The 17,890-nt window shown below is 64.8% G+C and carries 16 protein-coding genes; 6 read left to right on the forward strand and 10 right to left on the reverse strand.

Annotation, left to right across the window (positions count from 1 at the left end; genetic code table 11):
* Window positions 1-59: 59 nt before the first annotated feature.
* The 6 genes from MKI86_RS07425 to mepA all read right to left on the reverse strand — a co-directional run bounded on the left by MKI86_RS07425 (window position 60) and on the right by mepA (window position 6,161).
* Complete coding sequence (locus MKI86_RS07425; RefSeq protein WP_241599365.1) at window positions 60-695, reverse strand: 2,3-bisphosphoglycerate-dependent phosphoglycerate mutase; 636 nt, start codon at window positions 693-695, stop codon at window positions 60-62.
* 60 nt (window positions 696-755) lie between these two features.
* Complete coding sequence (gene dapB / locus MKI86_RS07430; protein WP_241599368.1) at window positions 756-1,574, reverse strand: 4-hydroxy-tetrahydrodipicolinate reductase; 819 nt, start codon at window positions 1,572-1,574, stop codon at window positions 756-758.
* The gene (locus tag MKI86_RS07435) at window positions 1,571-3,391 is read right to left on the reverse strand and encodes an ABC transporter ATP-binding protein (protein WP_241599370.1); all 1,821 of its coding nucleotides are present in this window, start codon (window positions 3,389-3,391) and stop codon (window positions 1,571-1,573) included. The genes dapB and MKI86_RS07435 overlap by 4 nt, the downstream gene beginning before the upstream one ends.
* A 120-nt stretch (window positions 3,392-3,511) precedes the next feature.
* Window positions 3,512-4,537: a glucokinase gene (locus MKI86_RS07440; RefSeq protein ID WP_241599372.1), complete on the reverse strand. Its 1,026-nt coding sequence runs from the start codon at window positions 4,535-4,537 to the stop codon at window positions 3,512-3,514.
* Window positions 4,538-4,597: 60 nt separating this feature from the next.
* Window positions 4,598-4,981, reverse strand: a complete 384-nt coding sequence (locus MKI86_RS07445; RefSeq protein ID WP_241599375.1) for a methylglyoxal synthase — start codon at window positions 4,979-4,981, stop codon at window positions 4,598-4,600.
* A 169-nt stretch (window positions 4,982-5,150) separates the two neighbouring features.
* The gene (gene mepA / locus MKI86_RS07450) at window positions 5,151-6,161 is read right to left on the reverse strand and encodes a penicillin-insensitive murein endopeptidase (protein ID WP_241600648.1); all 1,011 of its coding nucleotides are present in this window, start codon (window positions 6,159-6,161) and stop codon (window positions 5,151-5,153) included.
* Window positions 6,162-6,385: 224 nt separating this feature from the next.
* Between mepA and MKI86_RS07455 the strand changes: the two genes are divergently transcribed.
* The 5 genes from MKI86_RS07455 to MKI86_RS07475 all read left to right on the forward strand — a co-directional run bounded on the left by MKI86_RS07455 (window position 6,386) and on the right by MKI86_RS07475 (window position 13,199).
* Window positions 6,386-8,233, forward strand: a complete 1,848-nt coding sequence (locus MKI86_RS07455; RefSeq protein ID WP_241599377.1) for an extracellular solute-binding protein — start codon at window positions 6,386-6,388, stop codon at window positions 8,231-8,233.
* Between the two features lie 137 nt (window positions 8,234-8,370).
* Entirely contained in the window at window positions 8,371-9,447 is a 1,077-nt protein-coding gene (locus MKI86_RS07460) for a microcin C ABC transporter permease YejB (RefSeq protein WP_241599380.1), read from the forward strand.
* On the forward strand, window positions 9,447-10,586 hold the full coding sequence (locus MKI86_RS07465; RefSeq protein WP_241599383.1) for an ABC transporter permease: 1,140 nt from the start codon (window positions 9,447-9,449) through the stop codon (window positions 10,584-10,586). The genes MKI86_RS07460 and MKI86_RS07465 overlap by 1 nt, the downstream gene beginning before the upstream one ends.
* Window positions 10,583-12,217: an ABC transporter ATP-binding protein gene (locus MKI86_RS07470; protein WP_241599385.1), complete on the forward strand. Its 1,635-nt coding sequence runs from the start codon at window positions 10,583-10,585 to the stop codon at window positions 12,215-12,217. Before MKI86_RS07465 ends, MKI86_RS07470 begins: the two co-directional genes overlap by 4 nt.
* 22 nt (window positions 12,218-12,239) lie before the next feature.
* Entirely contained in the window at window positions 12,240-13,199 is a 960-nt protein-coding gene (locus tag MKI86_RS07475; protein ID WP_241599388.1) for a 2-hydroxyacid dehydrogenase, read from the forward strand.
* A 5-nt stretch (window positions 13,200-13,204) separates the two neighbouring features.
* Here MKI86_RS07475 and MKI86_RS07480 read toward each other — a convergent pair whose 3' ends face one another.
* The 3 genes from MKI86_RS07480 to MKI86_RS07490 all read right to left on the reverse strand — a co-directional run bounded on the left by MKI86_RS07480 (window position 13,205) and on the right by MKI86_RS07490 (window position 15,884).
* A complete protein-coding gene (locus tag MKI86_RS07480; RefSeq protein ID WP_241599391.1) occupies window positions 13,205-14,056 on the reverse strand; it encodes a C40 family peptidase in 852 nt (283 codons plus the stop codon).
* Between the two features lie 7 nt (window positions 14,057-14,063).
* Complete coding sequence (locus MKI86_RS07485) at window positions 14,064-14,414, reverse strand: MarR family transcriptional regulator (RefSeq protein WP_241599394.1); 351 nt, start codon at window positions 14,412-14,414, stop codon at window positions 14,064-14,066.
* A gap of 78 nt (window positions 14,415-14,492) precedes the next feature.
* Window positions 14,493-15,884: a leucyl aminopeptidase family protein gene (locus MKI86_RS07490; protein WP_241599396.1), complete on the reverse strand. Its 1,392-nt coding sequence runs from the start codon at window positions 15,882-15,884 to the stop codon at window positions 14,493-14,495.
* Between the two features lie 136 nt (window positions 15,885-16,020).
* Between MKI86_RS07490 and MKI86_RS07495 the strand changes: the two genes are divergently transcribed.
* The gene (locus tag MKI86_RS07495) at window positions 16,021-16,836 is read left to right on the forward strand and encodes a tetratricopeptide repeat protein (RefSeq protein ID WP_241599399.1); all 816 of its coding nucleotides are present in this window, start codon (window positions 16,021-16,023) and stop codon (window positions 16,834-16,836) included.
* Between the two features lie 76 nt (window positions 16,837-16,912).
* On the opposite strand, the gene MKI86_RS07500 is transcribed toward MKI86_RS07495, so the two are convergent.
* Window positions 16,913-17,887, reverse strand: coding sequence for a type II secretion system F family protein (locus MKI86_RS07500; protein ID WP_241599402.1), 975 nt, complete (start codon window positions 17,885-17,887; stop codon window positions 16,913-16,915).
* Window positions 17,888-17,890: the final 3 nt, after the last annotated feature.

The following is a 17,890-nucleotide window of genomic DNA, read 5'->3' on the forward strand; positions in this document are numbered from 1 at the left end:
AAAACAAAACCCCGCCGGAAACGGCGGGGTTCAATCTTGAGATCCGTCGTGAGCGTGGCTCAGTGCGCGCCGGACATGTCGCCGAGAACGTCCTTCGACTTCACCGTGGAATCGGCATTCAGCACATAGACCATCGGTACGCCGGTCGCGAGGTTGAGCTTGAGGATCTCTTCCTTGCTCAGCTTGTCCAGCACCATCACCAGCGAGCGCAGCGAATTGCCGTGCGCGGCAACCAGCACCTTCTCGCCGCGCAGCACGCGCGGCAGGATGTCCGTGAGATAATAGGGCCAGACGCGGGCGCCGGTGTCGCGCAGGCTTTCGCCGCCCGGCGGCGGAACGTCATAGGAGCGGCGCCAGATATGGACCTGCTCCTCGCCCCACTTGGCGCGGGCATCGTCCTTGTTGAGGCCCGAGAGATCGCCATAGTCGCGCTCGTTCAGCGCCTGGTCGCGGATCGTCTCGAGGCCCGGCTGGCCGATCTCGTCAAGGATGATCTTCAGCGTCTTCTGGGCGCGCGACAGGTCCGACGTATAGGCAACGTCGAACTTGATGCCGGTCTCGGCCAGCGCCTTGCCGCCCGTCTTGGCTTCCTCGACGCCGAGCGCGGTCAGGTCAGGGTCGCGCCAGCCGGTGAAGAGGTTCTTCAGGTTCCACTCGCTCTGGCCGTGGCGAACGAGGACAAGGGTTCCGCTCATAAGGTTGTCTCCCGAGGTTGCGGCACCGTCTCGAAAACGGTGCGAAATGAGGTCGATGGGTCAGCCGAGCCCGAGCACGTCGAGCATCGAATAGAGGCCGGGTTTCTTGTCGCGCGCCCACAGTGCCGCCTTGACGGCGCCGCGCGCGAAGATCGTGCGGTCCGTGGCGCTGTGCGAGAGCGTCACCGTCTCGCCCTCGCCGGCAATCATGACGGAGTGTTCGCCGATGACGGAGCCGCCACGCAGCGTGGCAAAGCCGATCGTGCCGGCAGGGCGCGGGCCGGTATGGCCGTCGCGTACGCGCACCGAATGGTCGGCAAGCGAAATGCCGCGACCCTTGGCGGCGGCCTGGCCGAGCAGCAGTGCGGTGCCGGAGGGCGCGTCGACCTTGTGCTTGTGATGCATTTCCAGGACTTCGATGTCCCAGTCATCGGGTCCGAGCGCGCGCGCGGCAGTCTCGGTCAGCACGCTGAGCAGGTTCACGCCGAGGCTCATATTGCCTGACTTCATGATGCGGGCATGGCGCGCGGCGGCCTTGATCTTCTCGTCGTCGGCAGCCGAGCAGCCGGTGGTGCCCACGACATGCACGATGCGAGCCTGCGCGGCGAGGCCGGCGAATTCGACGGTCGCTGCCGGCGCGGTGAAGTCGAGCACGCCTTCGGCCGCGACTAAGGCCTCGAGCGGCTTGTCGGTGACGGCAACGCCGATCGGGCCAAGGCCGGCAAGTTCGCCCGCATCACGCCCGACGAAGGGCGAGCCCTCGCGCTCGACGGCGGCGAAGAGTTCCGCCCCCTCGATGGCGTGGATGGCGCGGATCAGCGTCTGGCCCATCCGGCCGGCTGCGCCGACGACGACCAGCTTCATTGCGTTGCCGCTCATATCCCGGCTCCCGTTTCCTGTGATGTCTGCGCGGCGCCGGCAGTGGGCGCCTGAAGGTTGTTGAGCCGAGCGTAGAGCCCGTTTTCACGCGTCGCAAGCGCCGCATGCGTGCCTTCCTCGACGACCTGGCCGGCCTGCATGACGATGATCTTGTCGGCGCGCACGACGGTCGACAGCCGATGCGCGATGACAACGACGGTGCGCCCGCTCATCGCCTCGTCGAGCGCCCTCTGCACCGCCTGCTCCGATTCCGTGTCGAGCGCGGAGGTGGCCTCGTCGAGCAGCAGGATCGGTGCGTTGCGCACCAGCGCGCGGGCAATCGACAGACGCTGGCGCTGGCCGCCGGAAAGCGTCACGCCGTTTTCGCCGACCGGGGTGTCGTAGCCGAGCGGCTGAGCGAGGATGAAGTCGTGCGCATAGGCATGGCGCGCGGCTTCCTCGATCTCGGCATCGGTGGCGTCCGGCCGGCCGTAGCGGATGTTGTCGCGGATCGTGCCTTCAAACAGGTAGGGCTGCTGGGACACATAGGCGATGGCGTTGCGCAACGACTGCTTCGTCACATGCGCGATGTCCTGCCCGTCGATCAGGATTTCGCCCGCCGCCGGATCGTAGAAGCGCGGTATGAGGCTGATGACGGTGGATTTGCCGGCACCCGAGGGGCCGACAAGCGCCGTCGTCTTGCCGCCTTCCGCCGTGAAGGACACGTCCTTCAGGATGGTGTCGTTATCCGTATAGCCGAAACGCACGTCGCGGAAGGTGATCGTCGCATCGCTGATCGCCAGCGGCCTGGCATCGGCGCGGTCGGCCTGGCGCGGCTGGATGTCGAGGATCTCGTAGATCATGCGGGCGTTGACGGCGGCGCGTTCGAGCGAGACCTGGAGGCGGGCGAGGCGCCGTGCCGGATCGTAGGCCATCAGCAGTGCCGTGACGAAGGAGAAGAACGCGCCCGGCATCACGCCGTCATAGATCGAGCGATAGGCGGCATAGGCAAGGACGCCCGAAATGGCGAAGCCGGCGAAGGTCTCGGTCATCGGTGCCGTGCGCTCGGTCAGCCGCGCGATGCGGTTCGAGCGGCTTTCGGCCTGGCCGATGATGGTCTCGACCTTGTCCTTGAGCTGGGCCTCCATGGTGAAGGCCTTGACGATGGTGATGCCCTGCACCGTCTCCTGCATGGCGCCCAGCACGTGGCTGTTGAGTTCCACGGCGTCGCGGGTCGCGCTGCGCAGGCGCTTCGATACATAGCGCAGGCCAAGCAGCAGCGGCGGCGCGACGACGAAGACGAGCAGCGTCAGCAGCCAGTCCTTGGAGATCATCACGCCGATCAGCGCCACGAGTGTGAGCACGTCGCGGGCAAGCGAGGTCACCGTCATGTTCAGCACGTCGCGAATGCCGGTGACGTTCTGGCTGATCTGCGCGGCCAGATAGGCCGAGCGGGATTCGTTATAATAGCCGACGCTGAGCGCCATCAGGTGCGAATAGAGGCGGCGCTGGTAGCGCGCGACGATATTGTTGCCGATCTTCGAAAGGATGACGGCTTCGAAATAGGTGGCGAAGCCGCGCAGCACGAAGGCCACGAAGATCGCGCCGCAGATGATCATGACGAGGTCGGCGCGCTTGTTGGCGAAGGCCTCGTTGACGACCGATTCCATGATCCAGGCGGTGAAGGCGGTGGTCAGGGCGACCACCACGAGGCAGCCGATCGCCATGGCATAGCCGCGAACGTGATCACGGCCGTTTTCGGCGATCACACGCTTGAGCACGGTGGCGACGGTGTCGGAACTGATGGATTTGCGCTCGGTTCGACTCTGATCGGCCAATGACTTGCTTCCTGAACGGTCTTGACGGAGGACGATGGAAAAACCGCCCTGCTGGCCGCTCTATAGGGGCTCGATCCCCCTTTGGCTACTCTGCCGGGCTGTCCGGCGCGGCGTGGGACGTCACCTTTTCCAGCGGCGTCCCTCGGTTGCAACACCAAAACGGTCCGGCATGCGCGCGAAGGCGGCAAGCCCTGCGAGCGCGGCGACGGGGTGGGTGACGACATAGGTCGGGATGGTTTTGAGCAGCGCGCTGTGCGGCGCCTTGTCCTCGAAGGCGGCGCGGAATTCCGCGCCGCGCAGCGCCGGCAGGATCTTCTGCGAGATGCCGCCGGCGAGGAAGACACCGCCCTTGGCCATGAAGATCATCGCCATGTCGCCCGCCACGCGGCCAAGATAGGTGGAAAACAGCGCGATGGTCTCGATGGCGGCACGGTCGTCCTGTGCCAGCGCCCGGGCCGAAACGTCGGACGGTTTCTGCAGCGGCGCATCCACGCCGTCGGCGGCGCAGACGGCACGGTAGATGTTCATGATGCCGCGGCCGCACAGCAGCTGTTCGGCGGAGATGCGCCCCTCGATGGGCTCCAGGAAGGGCCAGATGTGATAGTCGCGCTCGCTGCGCGGGCCGACATCGATATGGCCGCCTTCGCCCGGGACCGGGATCCAGCTGTGGCGGGCGTAGACCAGGCCGGCCACACCGAGACCCGTACCGGGGCCGAGCACGGCGCGCGAGGCCGTCTGACGCTCCGTGCCGGGGCCGATCTTCTCGCGGTTGGCGTCGTCGAGCGAGGCCACGGCAAGCGCCTGCGCCTCGAAATCGTTGACCAGCAGCACATCCTCGAAGCCGAGATTGGCGATCATGTCGCGCGGCCTGACCACCCAGGGGCAATTGGTCAGCGGCACCTCGTCGCCTTCGATGGGGCCCGCCAGCGCCAGAATGGCCGAGCGCGGCTGCACGGAACTCTTGTCGAGGATGCACTGCTGCAGGGCCTGGTCGATATTGGCGAAATCGGCGGTCTGGACGATGGGGAACTGCTTGGGCTCGGCAAAGGCGTCGAGCAAAAGCGAGAAGCGCGCATTGGTGCCGCCGATATCGCCGACGAGGATGGGGAAGGGGAAAATCGCGTCGTTGTCGGCCGGCCGTGCCATCGAGCTGTTCCGTTCTGCTGGTGGGGTCCGCTTTTTCGCTACCGTCGCTGAGGGATGCCGTCAACCGGTCGTGGCGGCGACGAGCAGATCTTCGGCCGTCGCACGGTTGAGCGCCATCGGGATGTCGTAGACGATGGCGAGCCGCATCAGCGCCTTCACGTCCACGTCATGCGGCATGGGCGTCAGCGGATCGACGAAGAAGATGAGAAGATCGACCTCGCCGGTGGCGATGAGGGCGCCGATCTGCTGGTCGCCGCCAAGCGGTCCGCTTTTGAGCCGCGTCACGTCAAGGCCTGGGCAGGCCTCCAGCACCCGTCCACCCGTCGTGCCGGTCGCAACGATCCGCGCCTGCGACAGCATTTTTTCGTGCCGCGCCGCAAAGGCCGCCATGTCGTCCTTCTTCTCGTCATGCGCGATGAGCGCGATGCATTTCTGGCGAGACATGGACGTTTCTCCGGGATTGGCGGGGAAATTTAAATCGATTTGATCGCTTTATACAAAAGCGGCAGGACCTTGAAAAGCCCTGTGCGTGGTGCCCCTCATCCCGTTGCAGCATCTCTCGGCGCGGAGAAGTTGCCGACAGGCGGAGGAGGGGCTTTTGAAGCGCTGGCCGTTAGTTGAACGGGCGCGGGATCGGGATCGGGACGATGGCCGGCAGGGTGGCATCGGCGTTGTTGATGGCCTCGACCGCCCCGCCCGCGCTCTGGTCGCTGCCCGAGAAGGCGAGCGCCGTTGCCGCGCTGCCGCCGCGATAGGTCACTTCCTGCTCGGAGGCGGGCGATGCGCCGGCGAGTACCGTGCTGCACGCCTTCGGAAGGTCAGACAGGGTGACATAGCGCGGCTTGACCGGCTTTGCGCCGGGGTTCGGCTTCGCCTTGGCCCACGGTTCCTTGGTGAACCACCAGGCGAGCGACGCATCGCAGCCGTCGCCGGGCGGCACCTTGGCCTGCGGCTTGCAGCCCGGTGCGCCCTCGGGGCACTTGATGCGGATATGGAAATGCGCGTCGTGACCGTAGATCGGCCGCACCTTGCCGAGCAGCGCACGGTCGCCCTGCCAGGTCTCGCAAAGCTTCTTCTTGATCGCCGGATTGACGAAGACGCGGTCGACCTGCGGATAGCTCGCGGCCTTCATGACGAGGCGGGCATGCGTTGAGGTCCAGCGCCGCGAATCGACCGTCATGAACTTGCTTTCGTCGAGCATGGAGGTGAAGGGCAGCTTCTCGCGCTCCTCGGCCGACAGCCGGTGATCGGGCATCGGCGTGAACCAGATGTCGGCATCGAGACCGACCTGGTGCGAGGCGTGGCCCGACAGCATCGGTCCACCGCGCGGCTGTGAGATATCGCCGAGCAACAGGCCGGGCCAGCCGATCTGCCGGGCATCCTGCGAAAACTGCTCCAGAAGCGCGATCATGTTGGGATGGCCCCAGCGCCGGTTGCGCGACAGGCGCATCGCCTGCCAGCCCGGCCCGTCCGTGGGAATGGCAACCGCGCCGGCAATGCAGCCCTTGGCGTAGGAGCCGTAGGGCGCCGTCGCCATCTTGGCCGGCAGGCGCTTGGCGCCGAACAGCTCCTTGGCGGGCCGTTCCTCGGCGGCGAGCGGCGAGGCGAGCGCCGTCAGCGTCATGCCGGCGGCGATCAGGCAGGTTGTCAGTCGGGCAAGCATGGGCATGGGTCCGTCTCGATGCGTCATCGTTGCGAAAGGCTAAAGGATCATCCTTTCGCAGAAGTGAATCGTCGTGCCGGATAGGGGCGGCAAAAATCGCCGCTTTCATGGCAGGCCTGTCATTTGCCCGGATTTTGCCTATTCTCTGCGGCAAGCTTCGGCAAACATCATGAAAGGGTAAACGCATGAAGGTAGCCTTCGGGAGAACATTGGTCACGGCGGCGCTGGCTCTGGCGCTCACGGCCACGACGGGCGCGGCGCAGGACGCCGCAAGTCCCGTCTGGCGCACCGGCATCTCCACGATCGGCGACCTCAAGCGCCCCGACGGTTTCGAGCGCTTCGACTATGTCAATCCCGATGCGCCGAAGGGCGGCGAGCTGAAGCTCTCCGAAACCGGCACCTTCGACACGTTCAATCCGATCCTCGCAAAGGGCGAGGCGGCGACCGGCGTCGGTTCCCTCGTTTTCGACACGCTCCTGAAATCCGCCGAGGATGAGATCACGGCCTCCTACGGCTTGCTGGCCGAGGGCGTCTCCTATCCCGACGACTTCTCGAGCGCCACTTTCCGGCTGCGCGCGGAGGCGAAGTGGGCGGATGGCCAACCGGTGACGCCGGAGGACGTGATCTTCTCCTTCGACAAGTCGAAGGAGCACAATCCGCTGCTCGCCAACTACTACCGCCACGTCGTTTCTGCGGAAAAGAGCGGTGAGCGCGACGTCACCTTCCGCTTCGACGAGAAGAACAACCGCGAGCTGCCCAATATTCTCGGCCAGTTCCCCATCGTGCCGAAGCACTGGTGGGAAGGCACGGACGCCAAGGGCAACAAGCGCGACATCGGCCGCACCACGCTGGAGCCGGTCATGGGGTCCGGTCCCTACAAGATCGCGTCGTTCCAGGCCGGGGGCTCGATCCGCTTCGAACTGCGCGACGATTACTGGGGCAAGGACCTCAATGTGAATGTCGGCCAGAACAATTTCCGCGTCATCAGCTATACGTTCTTCGGCGACAAGAACGTGGAGTTCGAGGCCTTCCGCGCCGGCAATGTCTCGTTCTACCAAGACAACAGCGCCAGCCACTGGGCGACGGCCTATGACTTCCCGGCCGCGAAGGACGGCCGCGTGATCCGCGAGGAGATCGAGAACCCGCTGCGGGCCGCCGGCATCATGCAGGCCTTCGTGCCGAACATGCGGCGCGACAAATTCAAGGACCAGCGGGTGCGCGAGGCGCTGAATCACGCCTTCGACTTCGAGGACCTTAACCGAAGCCTCGCCTACAACGCCTATCAGCGCGTCGACAGCTATTTCTGGGGCACCGAGCTTGCCGCGTCCGGCCTGCCCGAGGGACGCGAGAAGGAAATCCTGGAAGAACTGAAGGACAAGGTGCCGGCGTCCGTCTTCACCACGCCCTATACCAATCCCGTCAACGGCGAGCCGAAGAAGGTGCGCGAAAACCTGCTCAAGGCGCTTTCGCTCCTGAAGGAGGCGGGATACGAACTCAAGGGCAACAGCCTCGTCAACACGAAGACGGGCGAACCCTTCGCCTTCGAAATCCTGCTGCCCAGCGCCTCTTTCGAGCGCACGGTCTCGCCCTTCGTCAACAGCCTGAAGAAGATCGGCATCACGGCAACCATGCGCACCGTCGATGCCTCGCAATACACCAACCGCGTGCGCAGCTTCGACTATGACATGATCTACGGCATCTGGGCGCAGTCGCTGGTTCCCGGCAACGAGCAGAGCGACTACTGGGGCTCGACCTCCGTCGACAAGGAAGGCTCGAAGAACTATGCCGGCATCGCCGATCCCGCCATCGACGCGCTTATTCGCAAGATCATCTTCGCCCCGGACCGCGAGGAACTGATCGCGACGACCCATGCGCTCGACCGCGTGCTGCTGGCGCACAATTATGTGATCCCGCTGTTCTATTCGAAGGCACAGCGCGTCTCCTACTGGAACAACCTCGCCCATCCGCAGGAACTGCCCTATTACAGTCTCGGCTTCCCGGGCGTCTGGTGGTCGAAAGACGCGGCGAACTGAGGCGGGGGTTGCGCCGGCCCGCCGGCTGGGCTCCATATAGCGATGACGAATCACCGCCTCGATGGCGGCGGAAGAACGGAAGGATCGGGCTTGAGCGGCTTGACATCGACGCGGTGCATTCCGGAGGGTGATCGCTGATGGGCGCCTATATCCTGCGCCGCATCCTGCTGATGATTCCGACGATCTTCGGCATCATGGCCATTTCCTTCGCGATCGTGCAGTTCGCGCCCGGCGGACCGGTCGAGCAGGTCATTTCCGACCTGACCAGCCAGGGCGGCGGCGACCGGCTTTCGGGCGGCGGCAGCATGGTGCAGGAGGTCGGGCAGGACAGCGCCTATCGCGGTGCGCGCGGGCTCGATCCCGAATTCATCGCCAAGCTCGAAAAGCAGTTCGGTTTCGACAAGCCGCCGCTCGAGCGCTTCTTCACGATGATGTGGGACTATATCCGCTTCGATTTCGGCGAGAGCTTCTTCCGCAACACCTCGGTGATAGACCTCATCGCGCAGAAGATGCCGGTCTCGATCTCGCTCGGCGTGTGGATCCTCATCTTCTCCTATGCCATCTCCATTCCGCTCGGCATCAGGAAGGCGGTCAAGGACGGGTCCACCTTCGACGTCTGGACATCGGGCGTCATCGTCGTCGGCTATGCGGTGCCGAGCTTCCTGTTCGGCATCCTGCTGATCGTGGTCTTCGCCGGCAATTCGTTCTTCAACTGGTTCCCGCTGCGCGGCATCGTCTCCGACAATTTCGACAGCCTGACCTGGTGGCAGAAGCCGCTCGACTACATGTGGCACATGACGCTGCCGCTGATCACGCTTCTGCTTTCGGCCTTCGCCACGACGACGCTGCTTACCAAGAATTCGTTCATCGACGAGATCAAGAAGCAGTATGTCACGACGGCGCGCGCCAAGGGCCTGACCGAGCGGCAGGTGCTGTACGGCCACGTCTTCCGTAACGCCATGCTGATCATCATCGCCGGCTTCCCGGGGGCCTTCATTTCGGCCTTCTTCACCGGCTCGCTGCTCATCGAATACATCTTCTCGCTCGATGGCCTCGGCCGCCTCGGCTATGATTCCATCGTGCGGCGCGACTATCCCATCGTCTTCGCCACGCTCTTCATCTTCTCCCTCATGGGCCTCGTCGTCAGCCTCGTCTCCGATCTCATCTATACCTGGGTCGATCCGCGCATCGATTTCGACCGGAGGGACGTGTGATGAGCGCCGTTGCCGACACGCAACCCGTCGCCCCGCCGCGCAAGGGTCTGCTGAACCCGACAAACCTGCGCCGCTGGGAGAACTTCAAGGCGAACCGGCGCGGCTACTGGTCGCTCTGGATCTTCCTCGTCATCTTCGTCTTGAGCCTGTGCGCCGAGCTGATCGCCAACGACCGGCCGATCATCGCCTCCTACAAGGGCGAAATCCTCTTTCCCGTGGTGGTCGACTATCCGGAAGAAAAATTCGGCGGCTTTCTCGCGACGACGGACTACCGCTCCGATTTCATTGCCGAGGAGATCGAGGCGAATGGCTGGATGATCTGGCCGCCGATCCGCTATTCATACAGCACCACCAATTCCAACATCCCGCATTCGGCGCCGACCGCGCCGTTCTGGCTGATGTCGAAGGAAGAGCGCTGCGCCGGCTATCCCGGCGGGGCGGCGGACCCGAACTGCACCCTCAGCAACCTCAACTGGCTGGGCACGGACGACCAGGCGCGCGACGTGCTCGCCCGCGTCATCTACGGCTTCCGCATTTCAGTGCTGTTCGGCCTTACCCTGACGATATGCTCGGCCGTCGTCGGCGTCACCGCCGGTGCCGTACAGGGCTATTTCGGTGGCTGGACGGACCTTCTGATGCAGCGCTTCATCGAGATATGGTCCTCGATGCCGGTGCTCTACATCCTGCTCATCATCGCTTCGATCCTGCCGCCCGGCTTCTGGATCCTGCTCGGCATCATGCTGCTGTTTTCCTGGGTCGGCTTCGTCGGCGTGGTGCGCGCGGAATTCCTGCGCGCGCGCAATTTCGAATATGTGCGGGCCGCCCGCGCGCTCGGGGTTGGCAACGCCACGATCATGTACCGGCACCTCCTGCCCAATGCCATGGTCGCCACGCTCACCTTCCTGCCCTTCATCCTGTCCGGCTCGATCACCACGCTGACCTCGCTCGACTTCCTCGGCTTTGGCATGCCGCCGGGATCGCCGTCGCTGGGCGAGCTGATCGCGCAGGGCAAGGAAAACCTCCAGGCGCCGTGGCTCGGCCTCACCGCCTTCGTCGTAATGTCCGTCATGCTGTCGCTGCTGATCTTCGTCGGCGAAGCGACGCGCGACGCCTTCGATCCGAGGAAGACCTTCCGGTGAGCGCTCCCGAAACCATTCTGTCCGTCCGCGATCTGTCGGTTGCCTTCCACCAGGGCGGCAACACGACGCTTGCAGTCGACGGTGTCTCCTTCGACATCAGGCGCGGCGAGGTCGTGGCGCTGGTCGGCGAATCCGGCTCCGGCAAGTCGGTGACGGCCAATTCCGTGCTGCGCCTGCTGCCCTATCCCGCCGCCAGCCACCCGTCCGGCGAAATCCTCTTCAAGGGCCAGGACCTGTTGAAGGCGTCGGATGCCGCGCTGCGCGACGTGCGCGGCAACGACATCACCATGATCTTCCAGGAGCCGATGACCTCGCTTAACCCGCTGCATTCCATCGAGCGGCAGATCGGCGAGATCCTCAAGCTGCACCAGGATATCGAGGGTGCGGCGGCACGCACGAAAATCCTGAAGTTGCTGAACCAGGTCGGTATCCGCGAGCCGGAAAAGCGCCTTGCCGCCTATCCGCACGAACTGTCCGGCGGTCAGCGCCAGCGCGTGATGATCGCCATGGCGCTCGCCAACCGGCCCGAACTGCTGATCGCCGACGAGCCGACGACGGCGCTCGACGTGACCGTACAGGCGCAGATCCTCGAGCTGCTGAAGAACCTCAAGGAAGAGCACGGCATGTCCATGCTCTTCATCACCCACGATCTCGGCATCGTGCGCAAGTTCGCCGACCGGGTCTGCGTGATGACCAAGGGCAAGATCGTCGAGACCGGCCCGGTCGAGGAGATCTTCACCAATCCGCAGCATCCCTATACGCGCCATCTCCTCGCCTCCGAGCCGAAGGGCGAGCCGCGCCCGGCCGACGACAGCCAGCCCGTCATCATGCAGGCCGAGGACGTCAAGGTCTGGTTTCCGATCAAGGCGGGCTTCCTGCGCCGCGTGGTCGACAACGTGAAGGCGGTCGACGGCATCGATCTCACTTTACGCGCCGGCCACACGCTCGGCGTGGTCGGTGAATCCGGCTCCGGCAAGACGACGCTCGGCCTCGCCCTGACGCGGCTCATCGCCTCAAAGGGCCGCATCGCCTTCGTCGGGCAGGACATTGCCGGTCATTCCTTCGCCGAGATGCGGCCATTGCGCCGGCGCATGCAGATCGTCTTCCAAGACCCCTTCGGCTCGCTGTCGCCGCGCATGTCGGTTGCCGATATCGTCGCGGAGGGTCTGAAGATCCACGAGCCGTCACTGTCGGAAGGCGAGCGCGACCGGCGCGTCGCCGCAGCCCTTGAGGAAACCGGCCTCGATGCGACCACCCGCTGGCGTTATCCGCACGAATTCTCCGGTGGCCAGCGGCAGCGCGTCGCGATTGCCCGTGCCATGGTGCTGAAACCGGAATTCGTCATGCTCGACGAGCCGACGTCCGCACTCGACATGAGCGTGCAGGCGCAGGTGGTCGAGCTTCTGCGCGACCTGCAGGCAAAGCACAATCTCGCCTATCTCTTCATCAGCCACGATCTCAAGGTCGTGCGGGCGCTGGCCAACGATATCATCGTCATGCGCAACGGCCGCGTGGTGGAGAAGGGTTCGGCAAAGGACATCATAGAACGGCCGACAGAAGCCTATACCAAGGCCCTGATGGCCGCCGCCTTTAACCTCGAAGCCATCCGCAGCGAGGCAATCAGCCAGTAGCAGGCATAAAGCAGGACACAGCATGCACACGAAAAGCCCCGTCATCATCGATCTGAAATTCGATCAGGAGCAGGTCGCAGCCGCGCTGAAAGGGGCCTTTCCGGACCGCGAGGTCATCAATCTCCTGCATCCGGCCAGCCGCAAGCGCGATCTTTCAGGCATCGACTATGCGGTGGTCTGGCGCCCGGGCGCCGATCTTTTCGAGCGGGCGAAGGATTTGAAGGTCGTCTTCTCCGGCGGTGCCGGCGTCGACCATGTGCTGACACTGCCCGGCCTGCCGGATGTGCCGCTGGTGCGCTTCGTGGACGAAACGCTGACGACGCGCATGAGCGAATGGGTCGTCATGCAATGCCTCCTGCATCTGCGCCAGCATGCCGCCTATGAGGCTTTGCGCCGCGACCGTGTCTGGCGCGAGCTCGACCAGCCGGAGGCAAGCGACATGACCGTCGGCATCATGGGCTTCGGCGTTCTGGGGCAGGATGCGGCGCGCAAGCTGAAGACGCTGGGCTTCAATGTCATAGGCTGGTCGAAGAGCGGGCGTGCGGTCAAGGGGTTCGAGGTCTTCGACGAGGCCGGGCTGAACACCTTTCTGGCGAAAACCGATATTCTCGTCGGCCTGCTGCCGCTGACGCCGGATACGAAGGGCATCTTCAATACCGGCCTGTTTACCCGGCTTTCCCGCAAGGGCCCGTTCGGCGCGCCCGTCTTCATTAATGCGGGGCGCGGCGGCAGCCAGGTCGAAGCCGATATCGTCGCCTCCATCAATGACGGCACGCTGCACGGCGCTTCGCTCGACGTCTTCGAACAGGAGCCGCTGCCGCTGGAAAGTCCGTTCTGGTCGATGGACAAAGTGTTTCTGACGCCGCATGCGGCGGCGGCGTCCGATGTCGGCGCGCTGTTCGACCACGTCGCCATCCAGATCGCGCGTTACGAGAGCGGCAAGCCGCTGGAGCATCTGGTCGACCGCAGCGCCGGCTATTGAACGCCTCAGGGGCGGCGATAGCCCGTCGGCTGCTGGTAGAGCCAGCCGATCCGCTCGATCGCCGCATCCAGCCCCTCGCGCGCCACGCTCATCGTGTGGCCGTTGGCATGCAGGATGGTCTTGTCGTCCTCCATGATGGCGACATGGCCCTTCCAGAACACGAGATCGCCGCGTTGCAGGTCTGCGCGGTCGATGGGTCTGCCGAGGCCGGCGGCCTGCATGTCGGAATCCCGTGGCGCCGTGCGGCCCACCATCATCATGGAGAGCTGCACCAGGGCCGAACAATCGAGCCCGAAGCCGGAGCGCCCGCCCCAAAGATAGGGTGTTTCGAGAAAGCGCGCCGCCACGCCGACATAGTCGTCGCCCGCCGTGGCGTCGATGGGGAGGCAATGGCCCGCCACGACGGATTGCCCGCCTTCCAGCTTCAGATAGCGCGTGCCGCGCGTCTCGCTTTCGCCGGCAACGGTTAGCCGGCTTCCGATGGAAAGCGCAAATGCGGCCGGCGTGCGCAGATCCCCGCCGGTATAGGCAAAGGTGCGCGGGACCGCGACGCGATGGGTGGCGGCACCGCCTTCACCCAGCGCCGTCTCCTCGACATAGCCGACATAACCGTCGAAATCCGACTTCACCCAGGCCCAGCCGACCGCCCGGTCCAAAACGCGCACCGTCTCGCCAAGCAACATTTCGGTATCGATCCCTGCAGCAAGGTCCGGGCGCGGTCGTAGCGCCGCGACGGGTGCGCAGATGCGCGCCGGCGTGCCGGTGACATAGCGTTCGGCGGGCACATTGCCGCGCAGCGCCTCCTCGGCGAGGTCGGCGCGATAGGCGTTGAGTCGGCGGTCGGGCAGGGTGGTCATGGCAGTCTCACAGCGGCTGTGTGCGTCCCTTGGCGATGATGAGGTCGCCCAGGCGCTCGAGATAGAGCGCACCATCCACGGTGCGCTTGATGATGACGTTGCGTCGGTCCCGCTCGTCGCGGACCCGCGTGACGAGGCCGAGCTCGCCCATCGTGTCGAGCGCGCGGGTAATGACCGGCTTCGTGACGCCGAGCTTGGCTGCCAGCCCCCGCACGGTATGCGGCGGCGGCACGAGGTAGATTTCGAGCAGGATGGCAAGCTGGCGCAGCGTCAGGTCGCGCCCGTCCTCCTGCACCTGCTGCAGCGTCACGGCATGCCAGAGGCCGAGCGCCTGCGATGGGGTCAGATCTACCGGCAAGGGGCCTCCGGGGGCGAACGCGATTTCGTTACGCTACCGTATCGTTCGCATCCTGACAATCGCCTGCCGGTTTCCCTCTCAGGCCGCGAAGCCGCGCATGTGATGGTAGAGCGCGCGGATCGCCTGCGCTTCGCCGCCGATGGGCGAATGCGGACGCTCGCTTTGCGCCCAGGCAAAGATGTCGAAATGCGCCCAGTGGCGATTGCGCGTCACGAAACGCTTGAGGAAGAGGGCGGCGGTAATCGCGCCCGCCATGCCGCCGGCCGGCGCATTGGTGAGGTCGGCGATGCGGGCGGACACGTCCTTGTCGTAGCCCATATAGAGCGGCATGCGCCACATCGGATCGTCGACCGAAAGGCTCGCCTCGGCAAGATCCTGGGCGAGATCGTCGTCATCGGTGAAGAAGGGCGGGAGATCCGGCCCGAGCGCGACGCGCGCGGCCCCCGTCAGCGTCGCCATGTCGATGATGAGATCGGCGTCTTCCTCGTCGGCATAGGCGAGCGCGTCGGCAAGGATCAGCCGGCCCTCGGCATCGGTATTGTCGATCTGCACGGTCAGGCCCTTGCGGCTTCTGTAGATATCGCCGGGTCGGAAGGCATTGCCGGAGATCGAGTTCTCCACGACAGGCACCAGCACGCGCAGGTCCACCTTCAGCTTGGCGTCCATGATCATCAAGGCCAGGCCCATCACATTGGCCGCGCCGCCCATATCCTTCTTCATCAGCAGCATGGACGCAGCCGGCTTGATGTCGAGGCCGCCGGTGTCGAAGCACACGCCCTTGCCCACGAGCGTCACGCGCTTGTGGCCCTTCTTGCCCCAGCGCAGCTCCAGCAGGCGCGGCGCCTGTTCGGAAGCGCGGCCAACCGTGTGGACGAGCGGGAAGTTCTCCTTCAGGAGGTCGTCACCGGCGATGACGGAGACCTTGGCCTTGTAGTGCGCGCCGAGCGCCCGGAACACGTCTTCCAGTGCGTCCGGTCCCATGTCGTTGGTCGGCGTGTTGATGAGGTCGCGTGCCAGGAAGACGCCGGCGAGCTGGCGCTTGATATCGGCCGCGTCCGCATCGGCCGGAATGAGCAGGGTCGGCGCCTCGGAGGCGGATGCCTTGTAGCGCTCGAAGCGATAGCTGCCGAGGCCGTAGCCGAGCGCGAGCCGGTTTGCCGTCAGCGGTGCGGTCTCGATATGCCAGTCGCCGGCCGGCAGCGTGCGAGCGAGCTTGCCGGTGAGATAGGGGGCGTCGGAGGGGTTCTTGCCAAGGCCGAAAAGCGCGCCGCCGAGATGGCCGTCCGCCGTCGGCACCATCAGCAGACCGCCCGATTCCGCCTTGAAACCGGCCTTCTTCGCCCAGTCCAGCGCAACCGGATCGATGGTCCCCGTCTCGATATGCGCGGGCGTGATCGCGAAGATCGGCAGCGTCTTTCCGTTCTTCGTGTTGAAGGGGGAGGGCCGGTCGATGAACTGGAAGGGGGCCATGGCGGAACCTTTGGAAGAGCTTTGAGAATCGCAGCAATTAACACTCTGTTAGGGTTAACAGATTATTGCTGGAGCGGAGATTGCGGCGTGATTCCTTAACCGCCGCGATGTTGGGAAACCGCTTCGGGGACTGATCATGGCTGCACGCCGCCTGCCTTCGTCAATTCGACCGGCGCTTTTGACGGGCGCGGCACTCGTGGTCATCGGCGTCGCGCTGGCAGGCTGCGCCGGCAAGAGCAACCTGACCACCGGTTCCATCCGGCCGTCCTCCGCCGCTACAGGCACGATGAACGCGACGGAGCTGCGCGGCGCTGCCGACAGCATCGGCCGGGCCTACGAGAAAAACCCCAAGGACGCGGCGACCGGCATCAACTACGCCACGGTGCTGCGCATGAACGGCCGCAACACGCAGGCGCTCGCCGTCATGCAGCAGGTCGCCATCAGCAATCCGAACAACCGCGAGGTCCTGGCCGCCTATGGCAAGGCGCAGGCCGCCGCCGGGCAGCTGGAGCAGGCGCTGAACACCATTCTGCGCGCCCAGACACCGGATCGGCCGGACTGGCGGCTGAAATCGGCCGAAGGCGCGATCCTCGATCAGCTCGGCCGTTCGAACGAGGCACGCCAGCGCTATCGCGAGGCGCTGGATATCCAGCCCGACGAGCCTTCGGTCCTCTCCAATCTCGGCATGTCCTATCTTCTGGCGAAAGACCTCAAGACGGCGGAAACCTATATGCGCGCTGCCGCCAGGCAGCCGGGCGCCGACAGCAGCGTGCGGCAGAACCTCGCGCTGACTGTCGGTCTCCAGGGCCGTTTCCAGGAGGCCGAAACCATTGCCCGGCAGGAACTGACCTCGGGACAGGCGGAAGCCAACGTCGCCTATCTGCGCTCCATGCTGGCCCAGCAGAACGCCTGGAAGAAGCTCGCAGCCGACGACGCCGGCAGCACCAACTAAAGACCCAATCGTCCTCCCAGGACAAGCCCCGGCCGATCGTCTCGCGCCGGGGCTTCTCTATTTTTCTGCGAAGCGGTCAGAAGCGGTCGGAGACCTGGATGCCGGCCGGGCCGAGAATGACGGCCACCAGCACGGGCAGGAAGAACAGGATCATCGGCACGGTGAGTTTCGGCGGCAGCGCGGCGGCTTTCTTTTCCGCCTCGTTCATGCGCTGGTCACGGCATTCCTGCGCGAGAACGCGCAGCGCCTGGGCGAGCGGCGTGCCGTAGCGCTCGGCCTGGATGAGCGCCTGCGTCACGGATTTCACAGTGTCGAGGCCGATACGCGTGCCGAGGTTCTCATAGGCTTGGCGGCGTTCCTGGAGGAAGGAAAGCTCCGCTGTGGTCAAAACGAGTTCCTCGGCCAGTTCCGGCGAGGCCATGGCGATTTCGTCGGCCACGCGCTTGAAGGCGACCTCGATCGAAATACCCGATTCCACGCAGATGAGCATGAGGTCGAGCGCATCCGGCCATGCGCGACGGATCGACTGTTGGCGCTTGGAGACCTTGTTGGAAATGAAGATGTTCGGCGCGTAGAAGCCGAGATAGGCGATGCCCAGCGTTGCCAGGATGCGGATCGAGAACGGCTTGTCGCCGAGAAAGCCGAGATAGAAGATGTAGAAGGCCGCGATCGCCAGGAACAAAAAGGGCAGGGTGAAGCGGGCGAAGAGGAAGATGTTGAGGGCGTTCTGCGAGCGGTAACCGGCCTGACGCAGACGGTTCATCGTGTTGGCGTCGACCAGAGCCTCGCGCAGGTTCAGCCGCTCCACCACGTTGCGCACCGATGTGTTGTGCTGCGCCCTCAGCGACGCCTTGTTCTGCACTGTTTCGGCCGACAGCCGCGCCCGCTCGCGCGCCCGCATCTGCTCGCGTTCCAGCGCGACGCTCTTCATGCGCTTGTCGAGATCGCCCCGTTCGAAATAGGGCATCGCCAGCGTGTAGAACGTGGCGAGCACGGCGATCACCACGAAGGCGGGCAGGAGAACCGCGGGATCGGTGAGCATGGCGATCATGAT

It is taken from the genome of Shinella sedimenti, assembly GCF_022601905.1.
Classification (GTDB): domain Bacteria; phylum Pseudomonadota; class Alphaproteobacteria; order Rhizobiales; family Rhizobiaceae; genus Shinella; species Shinella sedimenti.

Coding starts and splice junctions, on each gene's coding strand:
- mepA (WP_241600648.1), bottom strand. CDS start 6,161: ATGACGCTGACGGCGCTCGCCTCGCCGCTCGCCGCCGAGGAACGGCCC.
- MKI86_RS07500 (WP_241599402.1), bottom strand. CDS start 17,887: ATGATCGCCATGCTCACCGATCCCGCGGTTCTCCTGCCCGCCTTCGTG.
- MKI86_RS07465 (WP_241599383.1), top strand. CDS start 9,447: ATGAGCGCCGTTGCCGACACGCAACCCGTCGCCCCGCCGCGCAAGGGT.
- MKI86_RS07495 (WP_241599399.1), top strand. CDS start 16,021: ATGGCTGCACGCCGCCTGCCTTCGTCAATTCGACCGGCGCTTTTGACG.
- dapB (WP_241599368.1), bottom strand. CDS start 1,574: ATGAGCGGCAACGCAATGAAGCTGGTCGTCGTCGGCGCAGCCGGCCGG.
- MKI86_RS07445 (WP_241599375.1), bottom strand. CDS start 4,981: ATGTCTCGCCAGAAATGCATCGCGCTCATCGCGCATGACGAGAAGAAG.
- MKI86_RS07475 (WP_241599388.1), top strand. CDS start 12,240: ATGCACACGAAAAGCCCCGTCATCATCGATCTGAAATTCGATCAGGAG.
- MKI86_RS07455 (WP_241599377.1), top strand. CDS start 6,386: ATGAAGGTAGCCTTCGGGAGAACATTGGTCACGGCGGCGCTGGCTCTG.
- MKI86_RS07480 (WP_241599391.1), bottom strand. CDS start 14,056: ATGACCACCCTGCCCGACCGCCGACTCAACGCCTATCGCGCCGACCTC.
- MKI86_RS07425 (WP_241599365.1), bottom strand. CDS start 695: ATGAGCGGAACCCTTGTCCTCGTTCGCCACGGCCAGAGCGAGTGGAAC.
- MKI86_RS07460 (WP_241599380.1), top strand. CDS start 8,371: ATGGGCGCCTATATCCTGCGCCGCATCCTGCTGATGATTCCGACGATC.
- MKI86_RS07490 (WP_241599396.1), bottom strand. CDS start 15,884: ATGGCCCCCTTCCAGTTCATCGACCGGCCCTCCCCCTTCAACACGAAG.
- MKI86_RS07440 (WP_241599372.1), bottom strand. CDS start 4,537: ATGGCACGGCCGGCCGACAACGACGCGATTTTCCCCTTCCCCATCCTC.